Source organism: Pseudomonas aestuarii (genome assembly GCF_027988105.1).
Lineage (GTDB): Bacteria > Pseudomonadota > Gammaproteobacteria > Pseudomonadales > Pseudomonadaceae > Aquipseudomonas > Aquipseudomonas aestuarii.
In genome coordinates, this window is record NZ_JAQJZJ010000009.1 from 15019 (window position 1) to 37490 (window position 22472).

Genomic DNA, 22472 nt, shown 5'->3' on the forward strand with positions numbered 1-22472 from the left:
ATGCGTTTGATGATTGCCCAAACAGCCCCACAAAGAGCGCAGATCCCACACAACCTCGATGAGCTGGAGGCATTGTGCCTGCAAGCCAAGGAGGCCCAAGTGGATCTGCTGGCCCTGCCGGAACTCGCCCTCACCGGCTACCTGATCTTCGATCGCCTCGATGCACTTGCCGAGCCGCTCGATGGCCCGCTGCTCACCGAGGTGGCTCGATTGGCGCGACACTATGGCCTGCACCTGATCATCGGGGTTGCCGAACGGACTACGGACGGGATCTACAACAGCGCCGTACTGCTGGACGACCAAGGCACGCTGCTGGGCTGCTACCGGAAGATGCAATTATGGGCCGATGAGCACGGCGTATTCACCCCTGGCGAGGCGCCGTTGGTTGTGGACACGCGTCTCGGACGCATTGGCCTGATGATCTGCTACGACAACGAGTTTCCCGAAGTCAGCCGGGCATTGGCCCAGCAAGGCGCCGAGCTGATTATCAGCCCCACGGCCAACATGGTGCCCAACGCCAAGCGACAACAACTGCAGATCACCTGTCGCGCCTTGGACAATCAGGTCTTCGTCGCCTGCATCAACCGCAGTGGCCAGGAAGACCACTTGCAGTTCTGCGGCAATAGCTTGGTTGCCGGCCCGGATGGCGAAGTTCTCGCGCAACTGGCGGAGCAACCCGCCAGCGCCATCCTTGACCTCGATCTCAGTCGTTGCCAGAAGAGCCGCAAAGCACAGGACTACTTGCGCGACCTTCATCCTCGACTCAAGATAAGTTGATCAAGCAGGGACCTGACTGCACCTTATGACCCGAGCACAGACATGAAAATAGTCAGCCGCGACCAGTGGTTTGAGGTGGAGCATCGCCATGACGGCATCTGCCTGATCCACGAGCCCTATATCCGCCCCTTCTACCGCTGCAACCTGTGGCATATACAAGGCCGGGAGCGTGACGCGCTGATTGACTCCGGCTCCGGCCTGGTCAGCCTGCGCGAGCAATTGCCCTGGCTCACCGAGCGGCCGTTGCTGGCGGTGGCCAGTCATACACACTTCGACCATATCGCCGGCCACCATGAGTTCCCTGAGCGCCTGGTGCATCCCGCCGAAGCAGACATACTCGCGGCGCCGACCGGGGCCAACACCTTGGCCAAGGACTTCGTCGGCGACGAGATGTTCGAGGCGCACCCCGATTGTCCGCTGTGCTACGCCGAGTACCGGGTCAAGGCCGCGCCTGCAACCCGATTGATCGAGGAAGGTGATGTGCTGGATTTGGGCGATCGGGTATTGCAGGTGCTGCATACCCCGGGTCATTCACCAGGCGGTATCAGCCTGTGGGAGGCGGCAACGCAGACGTTGTTTTCCGGCGATATTCTCTACGACGGCCCGCTGATCGAAGATGCTTATCACTCCAACCTGGAGGATTACGCACAAAGCCTCGCCCGCCTGCGCCAACTGCCGGTACGCAACGTACACGGCGGGCACTTCCCGAGCTTTTCCGGTGAACGCATGCACGAACTGATTGGGCAATGGTTCAACGATCACCCGCAACTGACCTAACCTGCATAAGGCGCACCTTAAGCAGTGGTTGCCGATGCTCGCCCCTGGTGGGCTAATGCCCACCCTACCTTGAACTATTAACGACGGCGGCGAGGCGCTTGTGGGCGGCGCTGATCGTCGTCGCGCACAGGCACAGGCTGCAGTTTCGGCCGATCAAGCAAACCCAAGGCAACCAACAGGTCGTGTAAGGCGTTATGCAACTTGGCCATCATGGAATTACCTCCTGCCAAGGACTTCGATAAGGCACCCGAATGCACCTTATCTCGACATAGATTAACCCTAGCGCAACCGCCGAGGCTTGATGCAAATCAAACCGCCCTGAGCATGACCGGCTGTCGGCCCGGGCAATAACTGCGGCAGAGGCCTGGCGCTTTGCCAGCTGCCCTATTCGATCTGCTCGGCTTTGCGCCGGTAGGGGAACACGTCGATCACCTTGCCTGCGCGAATCGCATCCTGCAGGCTTTTCCAGTAATCGGCGTCATACAGTTCGCCGTGCAGCTGGCTGAACAAGCGGCGTAGCTTCATATCGGCGAACAGAAACGGCGGGAACTCCTCGGGAAACACGTCCAGCGGCGCCACCGAATACCAGGGTTCGGAGGCCATCTCATCCTCCGGGTAGCGCGGTGGCGGGATATGCCGAAAATTGGCCTCGGTGAGGAAGCAAATTTCGTCGTAGTCGTAGAACACCACTCGGCCATGACGGGTCACGCCGAAGTTCTTCAGCAGCATATCGCCGGGGAAGATGTTGGCGGCGGCCAACTGCTTGATCGCCAGGCCATAATCATCGAGCGCTTCGCGCACCTGGGCTTCGCTGGCATTTTCGACATACATGTTCAGCGGCGTCATGCGCCGCTCGGTCCAGCAGTGGCGGATCAGCACGGTATCGCCGTCGACCTCGACAGTCGATGGCGCCACCTCCAGCAGTTCGGCCAGACAATCCGCCTCGAACTTGACCTTGGGGAAGCGAAAATCGGCGAATTCCTGGGTATCGGCCATCCTGCCGACCCGGTCGACCCGCTTCACCAGGCGGTACTTCTCGATCACCGTATTGCGGTCGACGTTCTTCGACGGGGCGAAACGGTCCTTGATGATCTTGAACACGGTATTGAAGCCGGTCAGGGTGAACACGCTCATGACCATGCCACGCACGCCGGGAGCCATGATGAACTTGTCGTCGGTGCTCGCCAGGTGATTGATCAACGCGCGATAGAACTCCGACTTGCCATGCTTGTAGAAGCCGATCGAGGTGTACAACTCGGCAATATGCTTGCCCGGCAAGATGCGCTTGAGAAACCCGACGAACTCAGCCGGATAGTCGACCCGTACCATGAAATAGGAACGGGTGAAGGAGAAGATGATCGACACCTCGGCCTCATCGGTGATCAGCGTATCGATCTGGATACCCTGGCCCTCGCGGTGCAATAGCGGGATCACCAACGGCCACTGTTCGTCACGGGTATTGATGCGCCCGACCAGGTAGGCACCCTTGTTGCGGTACAGGCGCGAGGAGAACAGCTCGATACGCAGCTCGGGATCCTTGCACACCCAGTCCGGCAAGTTCTCGTGCACCTGCTTGATCAGCCGCGCAAGATCCCGCTCGACGTTATCGTAAGCCACCTCGAAACGGTAATCCTCGACGATCTGCCGCAGCGCCTGCTCGATATTGCCCTGGGGTCGGTAGATCCGGGTCAGCGGCGTCGGAACATTGGCGCGCAGGGCCGGGCGCGTGGTGTGAATGAACATGCAGCCATCGTTGATCTGGTCATGGCTGAACAGCCCGCAGAAGATCGAGTTGAACCAGGTTTCCGCCAGTTCGTCGTCGCAACGCACATCGATCAGGCTGATATAGGCCGACTTGACCAGCGGCCACTGCGCCACATCCAGCAGCACCTCGGGCGCATAGGCCCTGCGCAGGCGCTCACTGACTTCTCGGACGCAGTCTTCGTAAAGGGCGATACGCGCGGCCGCAGCCTGCTGGATTTCCTGCCACTGCGCCTGCTCGAAACGCTCCCGCCCGCCGTTGGTGATCTGCCGGAACTGCTCACGATAATCGTCAAAACCGTCGAGAATAAGCGTGGCGATAGCGCTGGCGGGCCATTGCTGCGACATGGGCAGACCTCTAGGTGAAATATGAACCGACTGGATGAACTGCCGAGCTTAGCCAGTGACCGCCGCGAGGAAAAGCCGGAAAAACGGCTAAACCGCTTTATCGCCGCGAAATACTGCCGGCTGGCGAGTTTAAAAGCTGTTTTCGCATTGCCTTGCCCTGCATGGCCGGCAACACTGCTCGCCCCTACCCAAGTTGGAGTTCGTTGTGCGCCTCGCCGACCTGCTGCGCCTGTTATTGCTCGCCGCCATCTGGGGCGCCAGCTTTCTATTCATGCGCATCGTGGCACCCGTGCTCGGCAGCATGCCGACCGCATTCTTCCGCGCCAGCCTGGGCGCCCTCGGTCTCCTGGCGATTTTGCTGATCATGCGTGTGCAATGGGATTTTCGCGGCAAGCTCAAGCACTGCCTGGTGCTCGGGGTGATCAATGCCGGCCTGCCGTCGGCCATGTATTGCCTGGCGGCGCTGGTACTGCCGGCCGGCTACTCGGCAATCTTCAACGCCACCACGCCGAAGAAATACGCAGTGTTATGATTGGCACTCTCAGGAGTGCACCCTATGCCAACAGCCTTCAGCTACGTCAGATTCTCCAGCGCCCAACAGGCCCACGGGGCTAGCTTCCAACGCCAGCAAGACATGATTGCAGGCTGGCTCCTCAAACACCCTACATACACCCTCAGCACGTCCAGCTTCCAAGATTTGGGTATCAGCGGGTACAGCGGCAAGCACCTTGATAATGGCTTTGGCAAACTCCTAGCAGCGGTTGAGGCTGGCTCCATCCAGTCTGGCGACGTTGTATTGATTGAGGCCATCGACCGTGCAGGCCGGCTAGAGCCGATGGAAATGCTGCCACTTCTCTCCAAGGTGGTTAACGCTGGAGTGAATATCGTCACGCTAGACGATGGCATTACGTACAACCGGGAGTCAGTGAACAGTAACCACTTGTTCCTGTTGGTCGCCAAGGTGCAGCAGGCATACCAGTATTCCGACGCTCTCAGTAGGCGCATTAAGGATGCCTACCAGCGGAAGCGGGAGAAGGCAGCAGCCGGGGGAGGTGTGAAACGCCGCACCCCACTATGGCTGGACGCAGAAGGCCGGCTAGTGGACGACATAGCCCCATTCATCGTGCAAGTGTTCGAGGACTACGCCGCAGGCATTGGCGAGCGCCGCATCATGGCCCGAATCCGTGGCAAGCATGAATTGCTTGAATCCCTGAACCCCAGCACAGTCAAGAAGTGGCTACGCAACCCAACAGCCATGGGCAATTGGGGAGACACACCAGACGTCTACCCTGCTGTAGTTTCCAAAGACCTTTTCTATCGTGTGCAGAAGCGCTTGCAAGCTGCATACAAGCCCAAGGGCGCCTCTAGCCAATACCTGCTTTCCGGTCTGGTGAAGTGTGGTCGCTGTGGTGCCAATTTCGGTGTACTGAACACTGGCCGTTCACCTCTGGCAATGGTGTGTATGTCTCGCCATCGTCTAGGGGCCAGCGGTTGTAGTAACTCCAAATCCCTACCGTATACAGTGCTGGACTACATACGTTCTCAGACCTCCCACAGCGCCCTCCAACGGGCCGCACAGAGCCAGCACCTGACAGCCAACGAGAAACGAGAGATTGCCATCGAAGGCGAGCTAACCCAGCTGCACCAGCAATCAACCACTGTCGTTGATGCCTTGGCCGAATACGGCAAGCTACCTGCCATTGTGGCGAAGCTGAACACCATCACCAGCACCATAGAGAAGTTAGAAGCTGAACGTGCATTGCTGAAGGCTACAGCCGCCCCGCTCTCACTGGATGACGTGATCGAGGCAGAGAACGATTTCCTTGATGATGACCCAATAAAGTTGAATGCACTGTTGCAAGGTGCTGGGTACGCCATCCATTGCGATGACAAGACAATCACGGTGCACGAAGCCAGTTTCCAAGGAGACAGCACCACGCAGACGTACAGGTACAGCCACGTATCCCGCCCATCGAACACTTACGTCCTATTTCATGCAGACGAAGAAATACGTCTCCGTGTACCCAATGCAGAACGAGACGCCGCAGAACTTGCCGAATTCCTTGCACAGCCCATCACCCAGCACCTTGTTTACAGGGATGGGGAGTTTGTAGAGGCTGAGGTGTAGGAGGCTCAGGAAGGCCGCATAAAGGCCGTAGGCTGCACGACAGGGAAAAGGCAGGGATAGCCAATGGCTTAGAGAGAGCGCTTCAGGAAGGCCCCTTACAGGAGCTTGTAGAGCAATACCCTCGCTTGTGCACAAAGATGTATACGATCTATTGACAGAATTGAAAACATCTGTAGTATAGAGCGACAGCGAACGAGGCGAAGCCGAGAGAGCTGGAGCGATGCTCTTGATCTTTTCCATATACGAAGTATATATATTATCTTATTGTATTATATAAACACTCTATCACCGATGAGGTGATAATATATATACTCTATATAATAAGACTTATTCTCTTCTGTGTTCGCTACGCTCACAGCGCGTAACTCCCTCCAGCAACATCTATACCACCCCGCCAACACCGCGTAGCTAGGAGCCTCCACAAGGCCACTTCCTGCGCCCTTACACCCGACCCTAGGCCATGGCCCTACCTTACGAGAGATCGTGCAGCAGAGAGCCTTACAGGAGCTTGCAGCCAATCCTGCAAAAGGCAGTGCACCCGATCATCGCTAGCAAACTATTTTCATAAAGTCAAGAAATAATTCCGTCAGGTATTGACTTTTAGTGATTCTCGTGGGATAATAACCTGTAAATAGAGATAAATATAACTCCTCGTTAGAATACCACCTCCACGCAACACACACAACCCCACAAAATTTTCGTTATGCACTCGGTATCCATGCTGGGTGCATGGCTGGGCGGCAGTCCTCGATTAACTGCTGGGCAAATGTTCCACGGGTAGCACCCACCACCCGTCTTGAATTCACTCTCCGTGTGTCCGCTGGAACTTCCAGCATTGGCCCCCCTGTGGGCCATTCTTTTACTTTCCTGCGATCACCTTCGATCACACCAACTACAAACCAAAACCTAATCCATTTTCCTTGGAGGAATACCCTATGAAAGAAATCGATAAATACCTTGATCTAAAGAAACTGCGTCAACACTTCGCTGTATGTACTACCCGCCAATGCAAGGTATGTGGCACCAGCTTTGAACCCCGCAGAGCGAACCACGAATTATGCTCGCATGTTTGCGCTCAGCGAATCCATTTGGCCCGTAAGAAGTTGAGAGCAAGCATTGCCGACCACGTTGAGGACTTCAAAGCCTTGTCTGAACTGTTGGCAAAGCGTATCGAGGAGCTTGCAGATGAAGCTTGACGCAATCGAGAAACTTCAACTTCTCGCAGAGCATGCAGTTGATGTTCTCGCCAAAGACCTTGATGACCCGAGCATTACACCTGCCAAACGAGCAACGCTTTCAAAGTCAATAATTGAAATCTACGTCAGGGTCTTCAGAGTCATATCAGCCCCGCTAGATGCACCCGCAGAAGTTGAAGAGCTTTCTACCGAGCCTCAACCAATGTTCCGGCTACTAGGCTAACTTACAAAACCCAATAATCAGGAGTAATACACACATGAGCAAATACACCCCTACACAGACAGTGAGCCACAAGTTTGTGCAAGAAGACTTTGATCGTCTTCTAGCCAACAGAGTTTCATTTTACCTCGTTGAAGAAGACAGCCCCCGCAAACGTGGTGCGCTAGTCAGACTTGTTACAGACAGCGCCGAAGCCCTGCTAGACGAATACGTGACCAAGATCAACGAGGGCTATACACGCAGTACAGACGCCCACGTAACTTGCGAGCGATACGGCGGCATTGGCCATTTCGCAGTAACTATGTTGAAGCCCCAGCAGCAACAAGACGAAGACATTGCAGCCATTCGTGCAGAAGTTGAAGAGAGTTACACAGCCGAACTCAAGGCCCGGTATGACTTACATCTTGCAGCCATGATCTCTGAAACGGTTTCCCGCGAAGAAACAGCCCAGCGGAAGAAAGAAGAACAGGCCAAGCAGAAACTAATAGACAAGGCTCGGTCTGAGGCACTTGCAGTTTTGGGCGAGTTCCAATGAGCCGAAAAATAGAGCTTAAGGAGTATACGTATAATGAACGCCGCCAATCTAGAATCCTTTCTTGGCATCGTGCAGAAAAATACGACGACACATTAAACGAATGCAAATGCTGTGGCGAGCTAACCAAAGTTGGCCAGAGTTTTTGCAGTCTATTTTGCAGGATCGAGTATCAAAACCAATAGGCACTAACAATCCACCTAGGAGATACACCATGACTAAGAAATCAGATCAAAGCAAAAGCACTCAAGAGCTCGTTGATAAAGTTAAGTCAGGCCAGCCGCCAAAGCGGGAAAGCCAATATGACTTTGTGAAAGATGTTCCAGTAACGAAGCGTTAAGCGAAGTTCCAGAAACACCAAGAGGGGGCATAACGCCCCTTTAATTTATCCAGAGGAACCCCTTATGAAAACGTGCAAGTGTCGCAACTGTAATCATGTTTTCGTTGTTAACAAAGTTAAACCGTTTTGCTCTGGCGAATGCCGCCGTGCTTACACCCTGATTCATCCAAACCCCCATGCTAACCTAGTCGGAGCTACAACAGATGACAACCGTCGAACACAAAGTTAAGACCTGTAAACACTGCCTACAACCATTTGAATTCAAGAGAAAGACAGCAGATTTTTGTGCAGAAAGTTGCAAGAAGAAACACAAGGCAATACGCCAGCGAAAGCTGCAAAAGAAGCGACTGTATCGCGCTGAGACTTCTGCCTTCTTTTACTATCTAGCCGATGAGTGCCGCAGAGCAGAAACAATCGAGATTCTCCGCGACCACACCCTAGAATCTATAACTGAGCTACACACCGTTTACAAATACCGAATGAAGGCTAACGGCTTCGGCAGTGAAGCAACATATAGCCTTTGTCATCTTTTCCCCGTTAAACATCCCTTCCAGATCGGTGTGCTGCGTGCTGAAAACCTTGTCGTCTCCTACAGCAATCTCAACAGCAAACACAGCAATACGGCTGCTGCAGGGATCGGTGTCAGTATTCCCCGCCATACACTTAGCCCCAAGTGGAAGATTAGCGAGAACGCCACCAAAACCGCAGTAATCTCTAAGATTGTTGAATACTGGGGCCAACCTCTAGTTGAACAACTGGCAGTAAAGCTAAAACTACAGCCCACAGTACGGCAACAAGTCTTCGACTTCCTAATCTCTTCTACTGATCCTCGTGTGCCAACTCAATCCAAACTTGAGGCGATGAGTACACAAGAGCTTTCAACGTTAAAAGCTCTCATCACAGGTAAAGAGACTTCCGGGTTTGGTGCTTATGCTGAACTCCAAGAATACGGGCAAGTTTTCGGTCACGAACTACGCCGCTTGTCGAATTACCGTGAAGAACTGCTGACTACGTGCAAAGCTTGGGAGGCTTGTCTGGAAGACTACATTCGACTGGAACTATCTCTTCACTACGGCAAGCTTCACAAGAAAACTAAAAGCAAGCTTGCTGTTGTGCTACAAGCAATCTATGCGGAGCAATTCAACTTGCTACATGGTGGCAATGCTCAAGGCTTTAACCAACGCTTCTCAGTCCTTGTCATTGAAGGCTGTGCAATACAGGGCGAAAAACTTTCCTACGAGGATACTCTTTCAGACAAAGACCGGGCAGATTGGGAGGAACAAAAGCGCAGAGCAAAAGGCCGATCTGCCGTGGTAGACACTCCCCCAGCACGTGCAGAATTCACACCCTCAACCCCTGTTACAACAACAGACTGGGTAGCAGAGCTAGACAATGAATACGAAGCGATTCTACGTGTTCCTGTACGGTATGACACACCACCAACGACTACATATTTCGACCCGCCGCCTTTCTGAATACCTCTAAACCCGCACGACTCCCAAAACAACACCTCCTGATGCTATCCATGCCATGTATTACACTCTAAACTTGGTCATAAATCCACCATCAAAAAATCCTCAGCAACCCAATAGTTGCTGGACAGTAATTTCACGATCAACAATTCATCATAAACTTTTACACACTGAACAAGCCCCCCAAGAAAGCTAAGAGCCCAAAACAAAAACCCCACTTCTATTATATATCCGCTCAACAAAAGGCCAGTAGGCTTCTTGCCTGCTCGGTGAGCGCGTTTCCATAAACCTAGAAACAACAGCCTCCAGCCATCGGGCATCGCTTTCGCTTAAACCAACTTCATTTGTATTATCACAGACTACAATGATGGCCATATTTCTCATATTAGGATTATCAGAAACCTGATAACAGACATAAGAATAGAACTCACAAATGAAAGAATAAAATCTAATTTTTTTATCATTTTCAACTTTCGACGAAAGCAACAGATCATCAACTGAAACCAATGGCCATTTGTATTCCTCAACATATTCGTAGGGACGCAATCCGTTATTTTTGCAATACGCCGCCAAATCACATTCCTCATCAAAACTAGATGATGAATATGGGTAATCACTTTCACGCGCCTTACTGAACAAAGGGTCATCAGACGTAATTATCGCAGACGAATCATCACTGCCTTTAAACTCTATAAACTTGAATGCCTTGGCGGCCTTTTTTATTTCCAAAAGATTTAGCATTGAAAACCCACCACTATATCTTTCAAAAACAAACAAGTCTCGAATTTCTTCTGCGCGAGAATTTAACCCATACAGCAATAATGCATATTCGTACTCAGTCAAACCATAAGAATTTCTAAAGTAACTTGGACTTAGCTCCCCATATCCCATGAATCTTGAAAAATACTTAGCCACCTGCCAGTTATCACAAGCTATGGCCCGATGAATAGGCGTATCACCATTATCATCCTGAATGGATAGAGCATTCTTCATGCTTATTTTTTCATCTCGCAACCTTGCCTCATACACCGCAATGTATTCCATGCTAGGTCTTAATTTTTTTGAAAAGAATGTCTTCACAAAATTCTCTTCTTTTTTTCTAGCAATCACATGTAAAACCGTCTCACCTTTGCATTCCTTCTCAAGCAAATTTTGGCATTCGTTAAGAGCCTTACAAAATTCATCAAATCTTCCGCTTGATATGTAGTACTGAAGTTTCATCATGCACCCCTTATAAATGCCTCTTCCGAAACGCTGAAAGCCCCACCCAGTCCATTGCTCCTAAAAACTACCCTCTAAGGGATCAACAGTCCCTTCAAACAGTAAGGCATCAGGTGCGTGTATTCCTCCCTAAGAAGACTTCATTCCGTATATGGCTTCACGCCAGCTATAGCCCAAATAACGGAGATGGTGCAAACCGTTTGCTGGACTGGAAAAAGCAATCTCGTTGACCCCACCGTAAGCGCCCCGCATGAAAAATACTTGCACCTCCGAGATAAATGGCCCCTCCTTGCTCCTCACGCCCTAACTCATGAAAACACGACAAACCCAAAGCTCACTGCTTCGCCTCGACATAACCACACCACAATCGAGTTCCACTTGAATTCCGACCCGGCTTCCAAAACACCTCCCCTTCCAACTCATCAGGGATTCTATAAACAATCTTTGTTTCCATTGCAATCAATGGATTTATTGGCCGAAACCAAATATTATAACCATCAAGTATTATTGGCTCAACAGAATCGAACTTGTACTCTTTTCCACCATAATTAACATATAATTCACCAACAACCGGAAGACGAGACTCAGTATCCGTATTCTTGAATTTTACATTAACAATAAAAAACCGAGAACCATCCCAGAGCCTTGGCTCAGAAAACCTATTACCAGTACCAACCTTTGGCGCCGCCGAACACCCTGTTACAGAAATATCGAAATACCCAACACTAGCCCTTGTCCTTCTTGCCATAGCATAGTCAATATATCCGTAAACATCTTCAACCCCCTTCCCCACACCAATAGCAGCAGACAGACATAGCTGGTGCTTCCTTACTCCCAAAATATTTTCATCACTATTATTTTCCATTATAGCCAACCATACAGAATACTTAACTTCTAACTCTTTCTTAGAATAAATCCCTCCTTTATATTTATCTATAAAATAATTCTCGCCTTTAAGATCCAAAAAGCCCCGAGAGACCTTCTTATCAATATCAAACCCTTTATCACGAAGCCTTTCATAGACCTTTGGAGACATTGTATTGCCACCATAAAAAGACAATATTACATCCTGAACCTCAAAAAGCTTATTTATATCCTTCACCACCCCTCGTTCCAGCAGAGTAAGGCCAGACAAATACTTATCGCACCCCCCATTCAAATAGTATTCATCCTCAATAACTTCATGCTCCCATTCTCCCCCATCGACTTCCCCCTGCATCTCACCCGCTAGCGCAGTGAAACTAACCGCAGACAAATAAAAAACAACGCAAATTAATTTTGCACGACAAAAAAGCACCCTTACCATAGCAACTCCAAATATTGGTAAATTACGTAGCTCTACTTCAAATTCACATGACATTGAGGCAGCCCCCAACAATGCTACAGATATCTGTAAGCCAATGTAACTGGAAGCCAGCACTTCCGGGGAGCGTGCTTGCACACAATCAAACGGGACAGATTCTCACTCTCTGCACAGTTTTTATTTTTTGCACTAGAAACGCAGAAAACAGCCCCCAGCCGCAGGCGAACGCCCACCCCCCGCACAGATTACGCTGCACGCTGCTTTCAGCTCTGGATTCCAGCAACACGCTTTTCAGGAGCCTCTATGCGGCTCCCCCTTGTTACATTCCTAGTTGAAAACCGGTGTTTCATTTCTTGAATGAACGTTGTAACAAAGTTACACTGTGCACACAGACAGAATGCCGGGGGTTGCCATGTTGAACGTTGTTGCTTATTACCGAGTGTCCACGAAGAGCCAAGGCGATTCTGGCCTAGGCTTGGAAGCTCAGCGGGAGTACATCGAGACAGCCGCCAAGGCCAATGGCTGGAATATCGTTGGGGAGTTTGTCGAGTCTGGTGTGTCTGGTTCCATTCCTTTGGAAGAACGCCCGGAAGGCTCTAAGGCCATTTCCCTGTGCAAGGAATCAAAGGCCCCCTTAGTGGTCGCCAAGCTAGACCGCCTCTCTCGTGATGTTGAACACATTGCAGGCCTGATGAAGCGCCTAACGTTCAAAGTGGCAACCATGCCAAACGCCGACACACTGCAACTTCACCTCTTCGCCATGCTGGCAGAGCAGGAACGTACATTCATCGCCCAACGCACCAAGGATGCTCTAGCCTCCCTGAAGCAACGTGCAGAGGGTGGGGATGTAGTTTCCCAAGAGAAGATTGAACGCCGCTCTCAGGCGCTCGCCAAAGGCCGCACAGAGGCCAATAGGGCTAAGGCCCATGCTGTGGTCGGCTCTCGTGTGAACAGCTTCCACGCCTCTGTACAGCCCCACCTTGAAGCCTGTCTGTATCGTGGGCTGAAGAGCTTGCGAGAAGTGGCGGAATGCTTGAATGCTCGTGGTGTAGCCACAAGCCGTGGAGGCCAATGGAGCGCTATTCAGGTGAGCCGCGTCATGCAATCCCTGAGCTTGTCATTCGTGCAGGAATAACCTTTACAACCCACACAGAAGCCACACAGACACGAGCCGGGAGACTACTTGCATAGTCCCCGGCTTTGTCACGTCTGGCCGATGGAGAACGATTCAAGAGGTTTTGAAAGGCCCGTGCATATTTTGATTTTCCGGCCGTTTCCGGTTGGCCCACTTGGGTTGTGTTAAACACCTCAGGTAGAGAGCAGCCATTGATATTATTCAATGGCTACGTCCTAGCGTTTCCGAACTGTGCAGAGGCATTTTTAGCGAAAAATTGAGTTTAGTTTTGGCCTTCAGGTAATATTCAGCTTTCGAGGGCATGGGGAGGAGTACACAGATGGATCATAGGCCATTGCACAAGTGCTGGTACTTTCTACTAGCAATAGCCCTTCCAGTTGGGCTTGGTTGTATAGCAGCCATTTTGATAATTATCGCTGAACCTGCTGCAAGTTGGTGTTTCAAATCCTCCTGCTTTTCGAACGCTTTCTTGAAATTCCAACTCCCTTCTGCCTTGATTGCCTTAGCAATTCCCACAGCCGGTATTGCAGCTGCTGTTCACAGATCACTGGAGACGCAGACGCAAATAAAACTGACCATACAGAATAATATGTTTTCCAACTTTATCAGGCACCGTGAAGAATTTAAAAAATCGCTGACAACACTGCAAGAAATTGACAGCGGCCTAGGCAGCTATCATTATGGATCCACAGAGAAATTGTATCTCGAATTATTTCCAAACAACCACTATGGCCACCTTGAAACAAGCGTCACATCTAGCTCAGCATTAGCAATTTTTGACAACATCGACACGCGCATTAAAAACTCCATACTAACAGCTACCAAATCAAGCCTGTCTGATGACGAAATGTATCAGTATTATTATATAATAAGCCAATGCTTGAGAAAATTAAAAGTCAATACGAACTCAACCCGATCAACAAAAATAAACTACAAAGGTAGATTTTTATACCTACCATACTCCGAAATCCCTCATGTAACGAACATATTATTGCTCGTACACATTGCCTCTCAGCTACATTATTTTTGCCACAACCAGTTCACAAGCTACAACGTGACTGAACTGCGCGACAACATGAATGACTCCGACTTCCAGAGATTTAACGAACAGTACGCCACTGAAAAAACGAGACAAAATAAGCAATTCCCGCCATGTCCATGATGATTCGCTTCATCGCCTTACCCTCCCGCTAGCCCTAGAAGACAAGCGTAGTCAGATCAGGATTGGATGCTTGAGTCGAGAGGAGAGAGCGCAGCAGACTGTTATGACTTCACAGCTCGTGAATCTCGTAACCGCTGAACTGGGGTAGCTCCTTCCTCAAGCGCTCCGCAAACCCAGCAGCCACAATAAGACGCTGTACTGTCCTTGGTGTAATCTCGACACTGCCAAGCAATCGCCACTCCCTTTCCGTGTAGTAGTTATCCGGATCGGTTAGGGATAGCTCGCAATTGTACGGTTTGATGAAAGCAGCAACATCGCGTTCAAGGATTCTGCCAATGCCGGACAGCGGATGCTGTATCTCGATCTCCTGCCACCCTTCCTCGTCTTCTGGATTGTGCTCATCCTCCCAATCGCTCACCTCCCTATGGAGACGCGATATCTCTTCGGTCATGTTATTGAGGAGGCCGTAGCTCTTGTAGTTTGGCTCAAAAGCACCATTGTTAGCCAATGGGACGTAGCTCACTGGCCTCGCCCCATAGCCAGCCAGAACACTGGCTGACACCCCTAAGCCAAACTTCCCATACTTCCCTGCATGAACTCCTATCGAGGTCAGCGGAATGTCGCAGTAACAGGTGATCGCCCCTTTTACCAAGAAGCCGTCGAAGTCTCCATGCTTAAGATGCCCATCTGGATTAATGGAAATGCTTACCATGCTCTCCTGATGCTGCCACTCTCCATCCAAACCTTTCGCAGAGATAAACCCGCTTCCCAGAACCGTAAGCAGCCTCTGGAAGCAAGCCTCGTCTTTCTCCCCCGCTGTTAATCCGCTGTCTTTCATTACCCCACCACCCACGAAGTGATACAGGGTGTTCGAGACGTATTCGTTGTCCATCCTCGCAATCCTTAGCGTGCGTGAGAAGTACAGGATAAGGCGAGCTAGCGGTTGTCGAAATACTGATATTGAAAATCGTAAATCCGCATCACAACACTGCCGACTATATCCCGATGATGGGTGTGCTGATCGGCATGCTGTTCTTCGCCGAGGCACTGACCATCAGCAAAGCCGCTGGAGTGGCGCTTGGCCTGTTTGGCGTCGCCGTGCTGACCCGAACCGGGCCGGTCGAGGTCGATCAGCAACTGCTGCTCGGCGCTGCGGCCTGCCTGATCGCCACTACCTGCTACGGTTTTGCCGGCTTTCTCACCCGGCGCTGGATCGGCCAACGGGGCGGCCTGGACAATCGCCTCGCCGCGTTCAGCAGCCTCTGCGGTGCCAGCCTGTTCCTCCTGCCCCTGTTCGCGGGCAGCTTGCTCGTACAGCCGCCGACGAGCTGGGGCGGCCTGCAGGAGTGGCTGTCCCTGGCAGGCCTTGGCTTTATCTGCACGGCTTTCGCGTACGTGCTGTTTTTCCGCCTGCTGGCAGATATCGGCCCGATCAAGGCATCGACCACCACCTTTCTGATCCCGCCGTTCGGCGTGTTGTGGGGCGCCCTGCTTCTCGACGAACCACTGTCCTGGGCCTACCTGTATGGCGGCGTATTGATCGCCATCGCCCTGTGGCTGGTGGTACGACCGAGCACCGCCATGAACATGCCCGGCAATCCCATCGAGAAACCCGCCAGGCTTGAGCGTCACCCATAAGCGACTTGCGCTATCGACTGCCGGATGACCCGTTTCGCTCGCCCAGCGAGGGGTCCTTAGCGCGAGAGAAAGCCTGCCACGCAATCTGCCGCGGCCTGCATATGCTGTTCATGGCTGAAGCCCGAGCGCTTGAGCGGTTTGAGGTCGTGATCGCCACTCGCCAGCCAGTGCAGCGTTATCGCCCTGGATAATGGATAACCGGCGACCGTCTGCCGGTCGCCGAGGGCGTCGCGTTCGCCCTGCACGATCAGGGTCGGCGTCTGCAGTTCGGCCAGGTGCGCGACGCGGGGCTTGTCCGCTTTGCCAACGGCATAGAACGGATACCCCAGGCAGACCAGCGCATCGGCCCCCAGTTCGTCGGCGAGCAGGCTGGCCATGCGCCCGCCCATGGACTTGCCGCCGATGGCCACTGGCCCTGCGACTTGTTGGCGCACCTGGGCATACACCCCACGCCACTTTTCCAGCAGTTTGACCTGAGGATTGGGTGGGCGTTTCTTGCCGTCCAGGCGGCGGGCGGCCATGTAGTCGAACTCGAAGCGCAGCACCGCAACCCCGCGTGCGGCCAGCAGTTGCGCCATCTGCGTCATGAATTCGCTGTCCATTGGCGCACCCGCGCCGTGGGCGAGGATCAGGGTGGCTTGCGCCGCCGCGGCAGGCCGCGTCCACAGCCACTCGTCATGCCCCGCCGGTTGCGCACATTGACCCCCGTCAATACCGGCACTTTGCCCTTTGCTCATGCTTGCCTCGCTTTAGAAGTCCTTCGGCCTGCGTCAGAGCTCATGCTCGCGCGAGGCCAACTGTTTTGAATGATCTGCCCATAACCGTGGATGGAAGCCCATACATGAACACTACAATCAGTTCCGCCTACAACTACAAGGTGGTGCGTCAGTTCGCCATCATGACGGTGGTGTGGGGCATAGTCGGGATGGCGGTCGGCGTACTGATCGCCTCGCAACTAGCCTGGCCTGCGCTTAACTTCGACCTGCCGTGGACCAGCTTCGGTCGCCTGCGCCCGTTGCACACCAACGCAGTGATCTTCGCCTTCGGCGGTTGCGCACTGTTTGCCACCAGCTACTACGCGGTGCAACGCACCTCCCAGGCGACCCTGTTCGCACCCAGGCTGGCAGCCTTCACATTCTGGGGTTGGCAGGCGGTGATCGTGCTGGCGGCCATCAGTCTGCCGCTTGGCTACACCAGTTCCAAGGAATACGCAGAACTGGAATGGCCGATCGACATCCTGATCACGGTGGTCTGGGTCAGCTACGCCATCGTGTTCTTCGGCACCATCATGAAGCGCAAGGTCAGCCACATCTATGTGGGCAACTGGTTCTTCGGCGGTTTCATCCTCACCGTGGCAATCCTCCATCTGGTCAACAATATGGCCATTCCGGTGACCTTTACCAAGTCCTACTCGGCCTACGCCGGGGCGACCGACGCGATGATCCAGTGGTGGTACGGGCATAACGCGGTGGGCTTTTTCCTCACGGCCGGCTTCCTCGGCATGATGTATTACTTCGTGCCCAAGCAGGCCGAGCGCCCGGTGTACTCCTATCGCCTGTCGATCGTGCACTTCTGGGCGCTGATCGCCGTGTACATCTGGGCCGGCCCGCACCACCTGCACTACACCGCACTGCCGGACTGGGCACAGAGCCTGGGCATGGTCATGTCGCTGATCCTGCTGGCGCCCAGCTGGGGCGGCATGATCAACGGCATGATGACCCTGTCGGGCGCCTGGCATAAGTTGCGCACCGACCCGATCCTGCGCTTTCTGGTGGTATCGCTGGCCTTCTACGGCATGTCCACCTTCGAAGGCCCGATGATGGCGATCAAGACCGTCAACGCCCTGTCGCACTACACCGACTGGACCATCGGTCACGTCCATGCCGGCGCCCTCGGCTGGGTGGCCATGGTCTCGATCGGTTCGCTCTACCACATGATCCCCAAGGTCTTCGGCCGCGATGAGATGCACAGCATCGGCCTGATCAACGTGCATTTCTGGCTGGCCACCATCGGCACCGTGCTCTATATCGCCTCGATGTGGGTCAACGGCATCGCCCAGGGCCTGATGTGGCGCGCAGTCAACGAAGACGGCACCCTCACCTACTCCTTCGTCGAAGCCCTGGAAGCCAGCCATCCCGGCTTTGTGGTGCGTCTGATCGGCGGGGCGATCTTCTTCAGCGGCATGCTGGTGATGGCCTGGAACGTCTGGCAGACCGTTCGCCATACCAAGGCCGCCGAGTTGCAAGCCGCCGCGCAGTTTTCGGTTGAAGGAGCCCACTGATGAGACACGAAATACTCGAAAAGAATATCGGCCTGATGGCACTGATGATGGTGCTCGCCGTCAGCATCGGTGGCCTGACCCAGATCGTCCCGCTGTTTTTCCAGGACGTCACCAATGAGCCGGTGGCCGGCCTCAAGCCGTACACCGCGCTGCAACTGGAAGGCCGTGACATCTACATCCGCGAGGGCTGCGTCGGCTGCCATTCGCAGATGATCCGCCCGTTCCGCGCCGAAACCGAGCGCTACGGCCATTACTCGGTCGCCGGTGAAAGCGTCTACGACCATCCGTTCCTCTGGGGCTCCAAGCGCACCGGCCCGGACCTGGCCCGGGTCGGCGGCCGCTACTCGGACGAGTGGCACCGCGCCCACCTGTACAACCCGCGCAACGTGGTGCCTGAGTCGAAGATGCCGTCCTACCCATGGCTGGTGGAAAGCACCCTGGACGGCCAGGACACCGCGGCCAAGTTCAAGGCGCTGCGCACGGTCGGCGTGCCTTACAGCGAGGAGGACATAGCCGGCGCCGCACAAGCGGTCCAAGGTAAAAGCGAGATGGATGCCCTGGTCGCCTACCTGCAAGTACTCGGCACCGCCGTCAAGAACAAGAGGTAGGCCATGTCACCCGCAATCATTGATATCGGCACCCTGCGCGGCATAGGTACGGCACTGGTAATGCTGTCCTTTGTCTGCGTGACGCTCTGGGCATACAGCAGCAAGCGCCGCGCCACCTTCAGCGAGGCGGCACTCCTGCCTTTTGCCGATGAACCCACGTCCGCCGCATCGAGGAGCAACACCCCATGAGTACCTTCTGGAGCTGGTATGTAACCCTGCTGACCGTTGGCACCCTGCTCGCCCTGTTCTGGCTGGTTTTCGCGACCCGCAAGGGCGAGGCGCATAAGAACGAGACTGAACAGACCATGGGTCACTCCTTCGATGGTATCGAGGAGTACGACAACCCACTGCCCAAGTGGTGGTTCATGCTGTTCATTGGCACGCTGATTTTCGCCGTCGGCTACCTGGTGCTCTACCCCGGCCTGGGCAACTGGAAAGGTGTGCTGCCGGGCTACGAGGGTGGCTGGACCCAAGTGGCCCAGTGGCAGCGCGAAGTGGATCAGGCCGATGAGTTGTACGGGCCGATCTTCGCCAAATATGCGGCCATGCCCCTGGAAGAAGTGGCTAAAGATCAGCAGGCACTGAAAATGGGCGGGCGCATGTTCGCCACCTACTGCGCGGTCTGCCATGGCTCCGACGCCAAGGGTTCGGCGGGCTTCCCCAACCTGGCCGACAGCCATTGGCGCTGGGGCGGCGAGCCTGCCACCGTCAAGGCCACCATCCTCAATGGTCGCATGGCCATGATGCCGGCGTGGGCCCAGGTGATTGGCGAGGAAGGCGTGCAACAAGTTGCCGCTTACGTGCGCCATGACCTGGCCGGCCTGTCACTGCCTGCCGACAAGTCCTTCGACCTGCAGCAGGGAGCGCAGCTATTCGCCAACAACTGCCAGGCTTGCCACGGCGCAGCAGGCACAGGCATGGCCATGCTCGGCGCGCCCGACCTGACCAAACCCGCCGGCTGGATCTACGGCAGCAGCCTGGTGCAATTGCAGCAGACCATCCGCCACGGCCGCAACGGCCAGATGCCGGCCCAGGAGCAGTACCTGGGTAACGACAAGGTGCACTTGCTGGCCGCCTACGTACTGAGCTTGAGCCAGAACACCCCGAGCATCACCGAGGTCGCCGCCAAGTAAGCAACAATCCGCCAAGCTGCTGAGGCCCAAGGGTCGCCAGCAACCTGGCGGACGCCTCTCTCCCGCTCCATCGGCCTTCCGGCCCAGCTTCCAGCAGTGCGACCCAAGGTCGCACCCCGCCGACCAATGACCTTGTCATTGCCTCACTTGAGCTAATCTAGTCAGCAGTCGCCACGCACCGTAACGCCAAGGCGACTCCTATCTTCGCGCTGTGCCTTGCTGGCGCATGTTGCTGATGACAGAGCGTTTTCGAGCGATGCCAAAGCGCCAGTCGAGAGCATTGAACCCCCAATAGCCTCGGCCTGTGTCGTTGCAATGGCTACCTGCTTTCTCCATACTTGCCGCCGATTTTTACCCTCTATAAAAATCCATTAACCGTGGAACCCAGCATGAGCACAGCAATCAGTCAGACTGCTTATAACTACAAGGTGGTTCGCCAATTCGCCGTGATGACGGTGATTTGGGGAGTCATTGGCATGCTTCTAGGTGTGTTCATCGCCGCACAACTCGTGTGGCCGGAACTCAACCTGGGATTGGAATGGACGAGCTTCGGCCGTCTGCGTCCGCTGCACACCAACGCGGTGATCTTCGCCTTCGGCGGATGTGCGCTGATGGCCACCTCCTTCTATGTGGTGCAACGCACCAGTCAGGCCCGCCTGATTTCCGACTCCTTGGCGGCTTTCGTCTTCTGGGGTTGGCAGTTGGTGATTGTGCTGGCAGTCATCACCCTGCCAATGGGTTACACCGGCAGCAAGGAATACGCCGAACTGGAATGGCCGATCGATGTACTGATCACCATTGTCTGGGTCGCTTATGCGGTGGTGTTCTTCGGCACAGTGGTCAAGCGCAAGACCAAGCACATCTATGTAGGCAACTGGTTCTACGGTGCCTTCATCCTGGTCACCGCGATGCTGCACATCGTCAACAGCGCCGCCATGCCGGTGAGCCTGTTCAAGTCGTACTCCATGTACTCCGGAGCGACCGACGCGATGATCCAGTGGTGGTACGGCCACAACGCCGTGGGCTTCTTCCTGACCACCGGCTTCCTGGGCATGATGTACTACTTCGTACCCAAGCAGGCCGAGCGCCCGATCTACTCTTATCGCCTGTCCATCGTGCATTTCTGGGCGCTGATCACCCTGTACATCTGGGCTGGCCCGCACCACCTGCACTACACCGCGTTGCCGGACTGGGCGCAATCGCTGGGCATGGCGATGTCGCTGATTCTGCTGGCGCCGAGCTGGGGCGGCATGATCAACGGCATGATGAGCCTGTCGGGCGCCTGGCATAAGCTGCGCACCGACCCGATCCTGCGCTTCTTGGTGGTATCGCTGGCGTTCTACGGCATGTCGACCTTCGAAGGCCCGATGATGGCGATCAAGACCGTCAACGCCCTGTCGCACTACACCGACTGGACCATCGGCCACGTGCATGCTGGCGCCCTCGGCTGGGTAGCGATGATCTCCATCGGTGCGCTCTACCACATGATCCCCAAGGTCTACGGTCGTGAGCAGATGCACAGCATCGCGCTGATCAACCTGCACTTCTGGCTGGCCACTATCGGCACCGTGCTCTATATCTCCTCGATGTGGGTCAACGGCATCACCCAAGGCCTGATGTGGCGCGCAATCAACGAAGATGGCACCCTCACCTACTCCTTCGTTGAAGCACTCGAAGCCAGCCATCCTGGCTTTGTGGTGCGCATGATCGGCGGCATGTTCTTCGTTACCGGCATGCTGCTGATGGCCTACAACACCTACCGCACCGTGCGTGCCGCCAAGCCGGCTGAATACGAAGCGGCTTCGCAGATTCCCGCCGGAGTAGCTCACTGATGAAACACGAAATCATCGAGAAGAATATCGGTCTGATGGCGCTGCTGATGGTGCTCGCCGTCAGCATCGGTGGCCTGACCCAGATCGTCCCACTGTTCTTCCAGGACATCACCAATGAGCCGGTGGAAGGCCTCAAGCCCTATACCGCACTGCAACTGGAAGGCCGTGACATCTACATCAAGAACGGCTGCGTCGGCTGCCACTCGCAGATGATCCGCCCGTTCCGCGCCGAAACCGAGCGCTATGGCCACTACTCGGTCGCTGGTGAAAGCGTCTACGACCACCCGTTCCTCTGGGGCTCCAAGCGTACCGGCCCGGATCTGGCTCGGGTCGGCGGTCGCTACTCGGACGAGTGGCACCGTGCCCACCTGTACAACCCGCGCAACGTGGTGCCGGAATCGAAGATGCCGGCCTACCCCTGGCTGGTCGAGCACAAGCTCGATGGCAAGGACACCGCAAAGAAACTTGAAGTCATGCGCGGCTTTGGCATTCCGTACACCGATGAAGATATCGCCGGGGCCAAAGACGCAGTGAAGGGCAAGACCGAAATGGACGCGCTGCTCGCGTACCTGCAGGTTCTGGGCACCTCAATCAAGAACAAACGGTAA

Annotated in this window: 22 protein-coding genes and 2 pseudogenes; 18 read left to right on the forward strand and 6 right to left on the reverse strand. The window is 54.4% G+C overall.

The genetic code is table 11. The features are described 5' to 3' along the window. Both PH586_RS17840 and PH586_RS17845 read left to right on the forward strand, forming a co-directional pair. Complete coding sequence (locus PH586_RS17840) at positions 1 to 777, forward strand: carbon-nitrogen hydrolase family protein (RefSeq protein ID WP_271349100.1); 777 nt, start codon at positions 1 to 3, stop codon at positions 775 to 777. Positions 778 to 819: 42 nt separating this feature from the next. Then, entirely contained in the window at positions 820 to 1554 is a 735-nt protein-coding gene (locus tag PH586_RS17845) for an MBL fold metallo-hydrolase (protein WP_271349101.1), read from the forward strand. A 77-nt stretch (positions 1555 to 1631) separates the two neighbouring features. Here the strand turns inward: PH586_RS17845 and PH586_RS23600 are convergent, their stop codons facing one another. Both PH586_RS23600 and aceK read right to left on the reverse strand, forming a co-directional pair. Then, positions 1632 to 1766, reverse strand: coding sequence for a PA1414 family protein (locus PH586_RS23600; RefSeq protein ID WP_300657094.1), 135 nt, complete (start codon positions 1764 to 1766; stop codon positions 1632 to 1634). Between the two features lie 172 nt (positions 1767 to 1938). Continuing rightward, positions 1939 to 3663 (reverse strand): bifunctional isocitrate dehydrogenase kinase/phosphatase, encoded by a 1725-nt coding sequence (aceK, locus tag PH586_RS17850; protein WP_271349102.1) that lies wholly within the window; start codon positions 3661 to 3663, stop codon positions 1939 to 1941. Positions 3664 to 3868: 205 nt separating this feature from the next. Here aceK and PH586_RS17855 point away from each other — a divergent pair. The 7 genes and pseudogenes from PH586_RS17855 to PH586_RS17885 form a co-directional block, all read left to right on the forward strand. After that, positions 3869 to 4174, forward strand: a pseudogene (locus tag PH586_RS17855) (EamA family transporter); the annotation flags it as partial. 45 nt (positions 4175 to 4219) lie between these two features. Then, on the forward strand, positions 4220 to 5791 hold the full coding sequence (locus tag PH586_RS17860) for a recombinase family protein (protein WP_271349103.1): 1572 nt from the start codon (positions 4220 to 4222) through the stop codon (positions 5789 to 5791). A 935-nt stretch (positions 5792 to 6726) separates the two neighbouring features. Then, positions 6727 to 6987 carry a hypothetical protein gene (locus tag PH586_RS17865; RefSeq protein ID WP_271349105.1) on the forward strand — a complete coding sequence of 87 codons (261 nt, stop codon included), beginning with the start codon at positions 6727 to 6729 and terminating at the stop codon, positions 6985 to 6987. After that, positions 6977 to 7210 carry a hypothetical protein gene (locus PH586_RS17870; protein WP_271349106.1) on the forward strand — a complete coding sequence of 78 codons (234 nt, stop codon included), beginning with the start codon at positions 6977 to 6979 and terminating at the stop codon, positions 7208 to 7210. The genes PH586_RS17865 and PH586_RS17870 overlap by 11 nt, the downstream gene beginning before the upstream one ends. 34 nt (positions 7211 to 7244) lie before the next feature. Continuing rightward, positions 7245 to 7742, forward strand: coding sequence for a hypothetical protein (locus PH586_RS17875; protein ID WP_271349107.1), 498 nt, complete (start codon positions 7245 to 7247; stop codon positions 7740 to 7742). A 211-nt stretch (positions 7743 to 7953) separates the two neighbouring features. Continuing rightward, positions 7954 to 8079 (forward strand): hypothetical protein, encoded by a 126-nt coding sequence (locus tag PH586_RS17880; protein WP_271349108.1) that lies wholly within the window; start codon positions 7954 to 7956, stop codon positions 8077 to 8079. Between the two features lie 203 nt (positions 8080 to 8282). Then, positions 8283 to 9554, forward strand: a complete 1272-nt coding sequence (locus PH586_RS17885) for a hypothetical protein (protein WP_271349109.1) — start codon at positions 8283 to 8285, stop codon at positions 9552 to 9554. A 189-nt stretch (positions 9555 to 9743) separates the two neighbouring features. Here PH586_RS17885 and PH586_RS17890 read toward each other — a convergent pair whose 3' ends face one another. After that, positions 9744 to 10772 carry a hypothetical protein gene (locus PH586_RS17890; RefSeq protein WP_271349110.1) on the reverse strand — a complete coding sequence of 343 codons (1029 nt, stop codon included), beginning with the start codon at positions 10770 to 10772 and terminating at the stop codon, positions 9744 to 9746. 334 nt (positions 10773 to 11106) lie between these two features. After that, complete coding sequence (locus PH586_RS17895) at positions 11107 to 12213, reverse strand: hypothetical protein (RefSeq protein ID WP_271349111.1); 1107 nt, start codon at positions 12211 to 12213, stop codon at positions 11107 to 11109. A gap of 274 nt (positions 12214 to 12487) precedes the next feature. Here PH586_RS17895 and PH586_RS17900 point away from each other — a divergent pair, with 274 nt between their 5' ends. Both PH586_RS17900 and PH586_RS17905 read left to right on the forward strand, forming a co-directional pair. Then, positions 12488 to 13210 (forward strand): recombinase family protein, encoded by a 723-nt coding sequence (locus PH586_RS17900; RefSeq protein WP_333908334.1) that lies wholly within the window; start codon positions 12488 to 12490, stop codon positions 13208 to 13210. Between the two features lie 469 nt (positions 13211 to 13679). Continuing rightward, positions 13680 to 14372 (forward strand): hypothetical protein, encoded by a 693-nt coding sequence (locus PH586_RS17905; RefSeq protein ID WP_271349112.1) that lies wholly within the window; start codon positions 13680 to 13682, stop codon positions 14370 to 14372. Positions 14373 to 14481: 109 nt separating this feature from the next. Here the strand turns inward: PH586_RS17905 and PH586_RS17910 are convergent, their stop codons facing one another. Beyond that, entirely contained in the window at positions 14482 to 15264 is a 783-nt protein-coding gene (locus PH586_RS17910) for an abortive infection system antitoxin AbiGi family protein (RefSeq protein ID WP_271349113.1), read from the reverse strand. A 110-nt stretch (positions 15265 to 15374) separates the two neighbouring features. Here PH586_RS17910 and PH586_RS17915 point away from each other — a divergent pair. Beyond that, positions 15375 to 16010 (forward strand): annotated as a pseudogene (locus PH586_RS17915) (DMT family transporter); the annotation flags it as partial. 56 nt (positions 16011 to 16066) lie between these two features. Here PH586_RS17915 and PH586_RS17920 read toward each other — a convergent pair. Further along, positions 16067 to 16747: an alpha/beta family hydrolase gene (locus tag PH586_RS17920; protein WP_271349114.1), complete on the reverse strand. Its 681-nt coding sequence runs from the start codon at positions 16745 to 16747 to the stop codon at positions 16067 to 16069. Positions 16748 to 16851: 104 nt separating this feature from the next. Between PH586_RS17920 and ccoN (PH586_RS17925) the strand changes: the two genes are divergently transcribed. The 6 genes from ccoN (PH586_RS17925) (at position 16852) to ccoO (PH586_RS17950) (ending at position 22472) form a co-directional block, all read left to right on the forward strand. Beyond that, positions 16852 to 18291: a cytochrome-c oxidase, cbb3-type subunit I gene (ccoN, locus tag PH586_RS17925; protein ID WP_271349115.1), complete on the forward strand. Its 1440-nt coding sequence runs from the start codon at positions 16852 to 16854 to the stop codon at positions 18289 to 18291. Then, complete coding sequence (gene ccoO / locus PH586_RS17930; protein WP_271349116.1) at positions 18291 to 18899, forward strand: cytochrome-c oxidase, cbb3-type subunit II; 609 nt, start codon at positions 18291 to 18293, stop codon at positions 18897 to 18899. The genes ccoN (PH586_RS17925) and ccoO (PH586_RS17930) overlap by 1 nt, the downstream gene beginning before the upstream one ends. 3 nt (positions 18900 to 18902) lie before the next feature. Then, a complete protein-coding gene (locus tag PH586_RS17935) occupies positions 18903 to 19088 on the forward strand; it encodes a cbb3-type cytochrome oxidase subunit 3 (RefSeq protein WP_271349117.1) in 186 nt (61 codons plus the stop codon). After that, on the forward strand, positions 19085 to 20032 hold the full coding sequence (gene ccoP, locus PH586_RS17940) for a cytochrome-c oxidase, cbb3-type subunit III (RefSeq protein ID WP_271349118.1): 948 nt from the start codon (positions 19085 to 19087) through the stop codon (positions 20030 to 20032). Before PH586_RS17935 ends, ccoP begins: the two co-directional genes overlap by 4 nt. A 389-nt stretch (positions 20033 to 20421) precedes the next feature. After that, positions 20422 to 21864 (forward strand): cytochrome-c oxidase, cbb3-type subunit I, encoded by a 1443-nt coding sequence (gene ccoN / locus PH586_RS17945; RefSeq protein ID WP_271349119.1) that lies wholly within the window; start codon positions 20422 to 20424, stop codon positions 21862 to 21864. Further along, a complete protein-coding gene (ccoO, locus tag PH586_RS17950) occupies positions 21864 to 22472 on the forward strand; it encodes a cytochrome-c oxidase, cbb3-type subunit II (RefSeq protein WP_271349120.1) in 609 nt (202 codons plus the stop codon). The genes ccoN (PH586_RS17945) and ccoO (PH586_RS17950) overlap by 1 nt, the downstream gene beginning before the upstream one ends.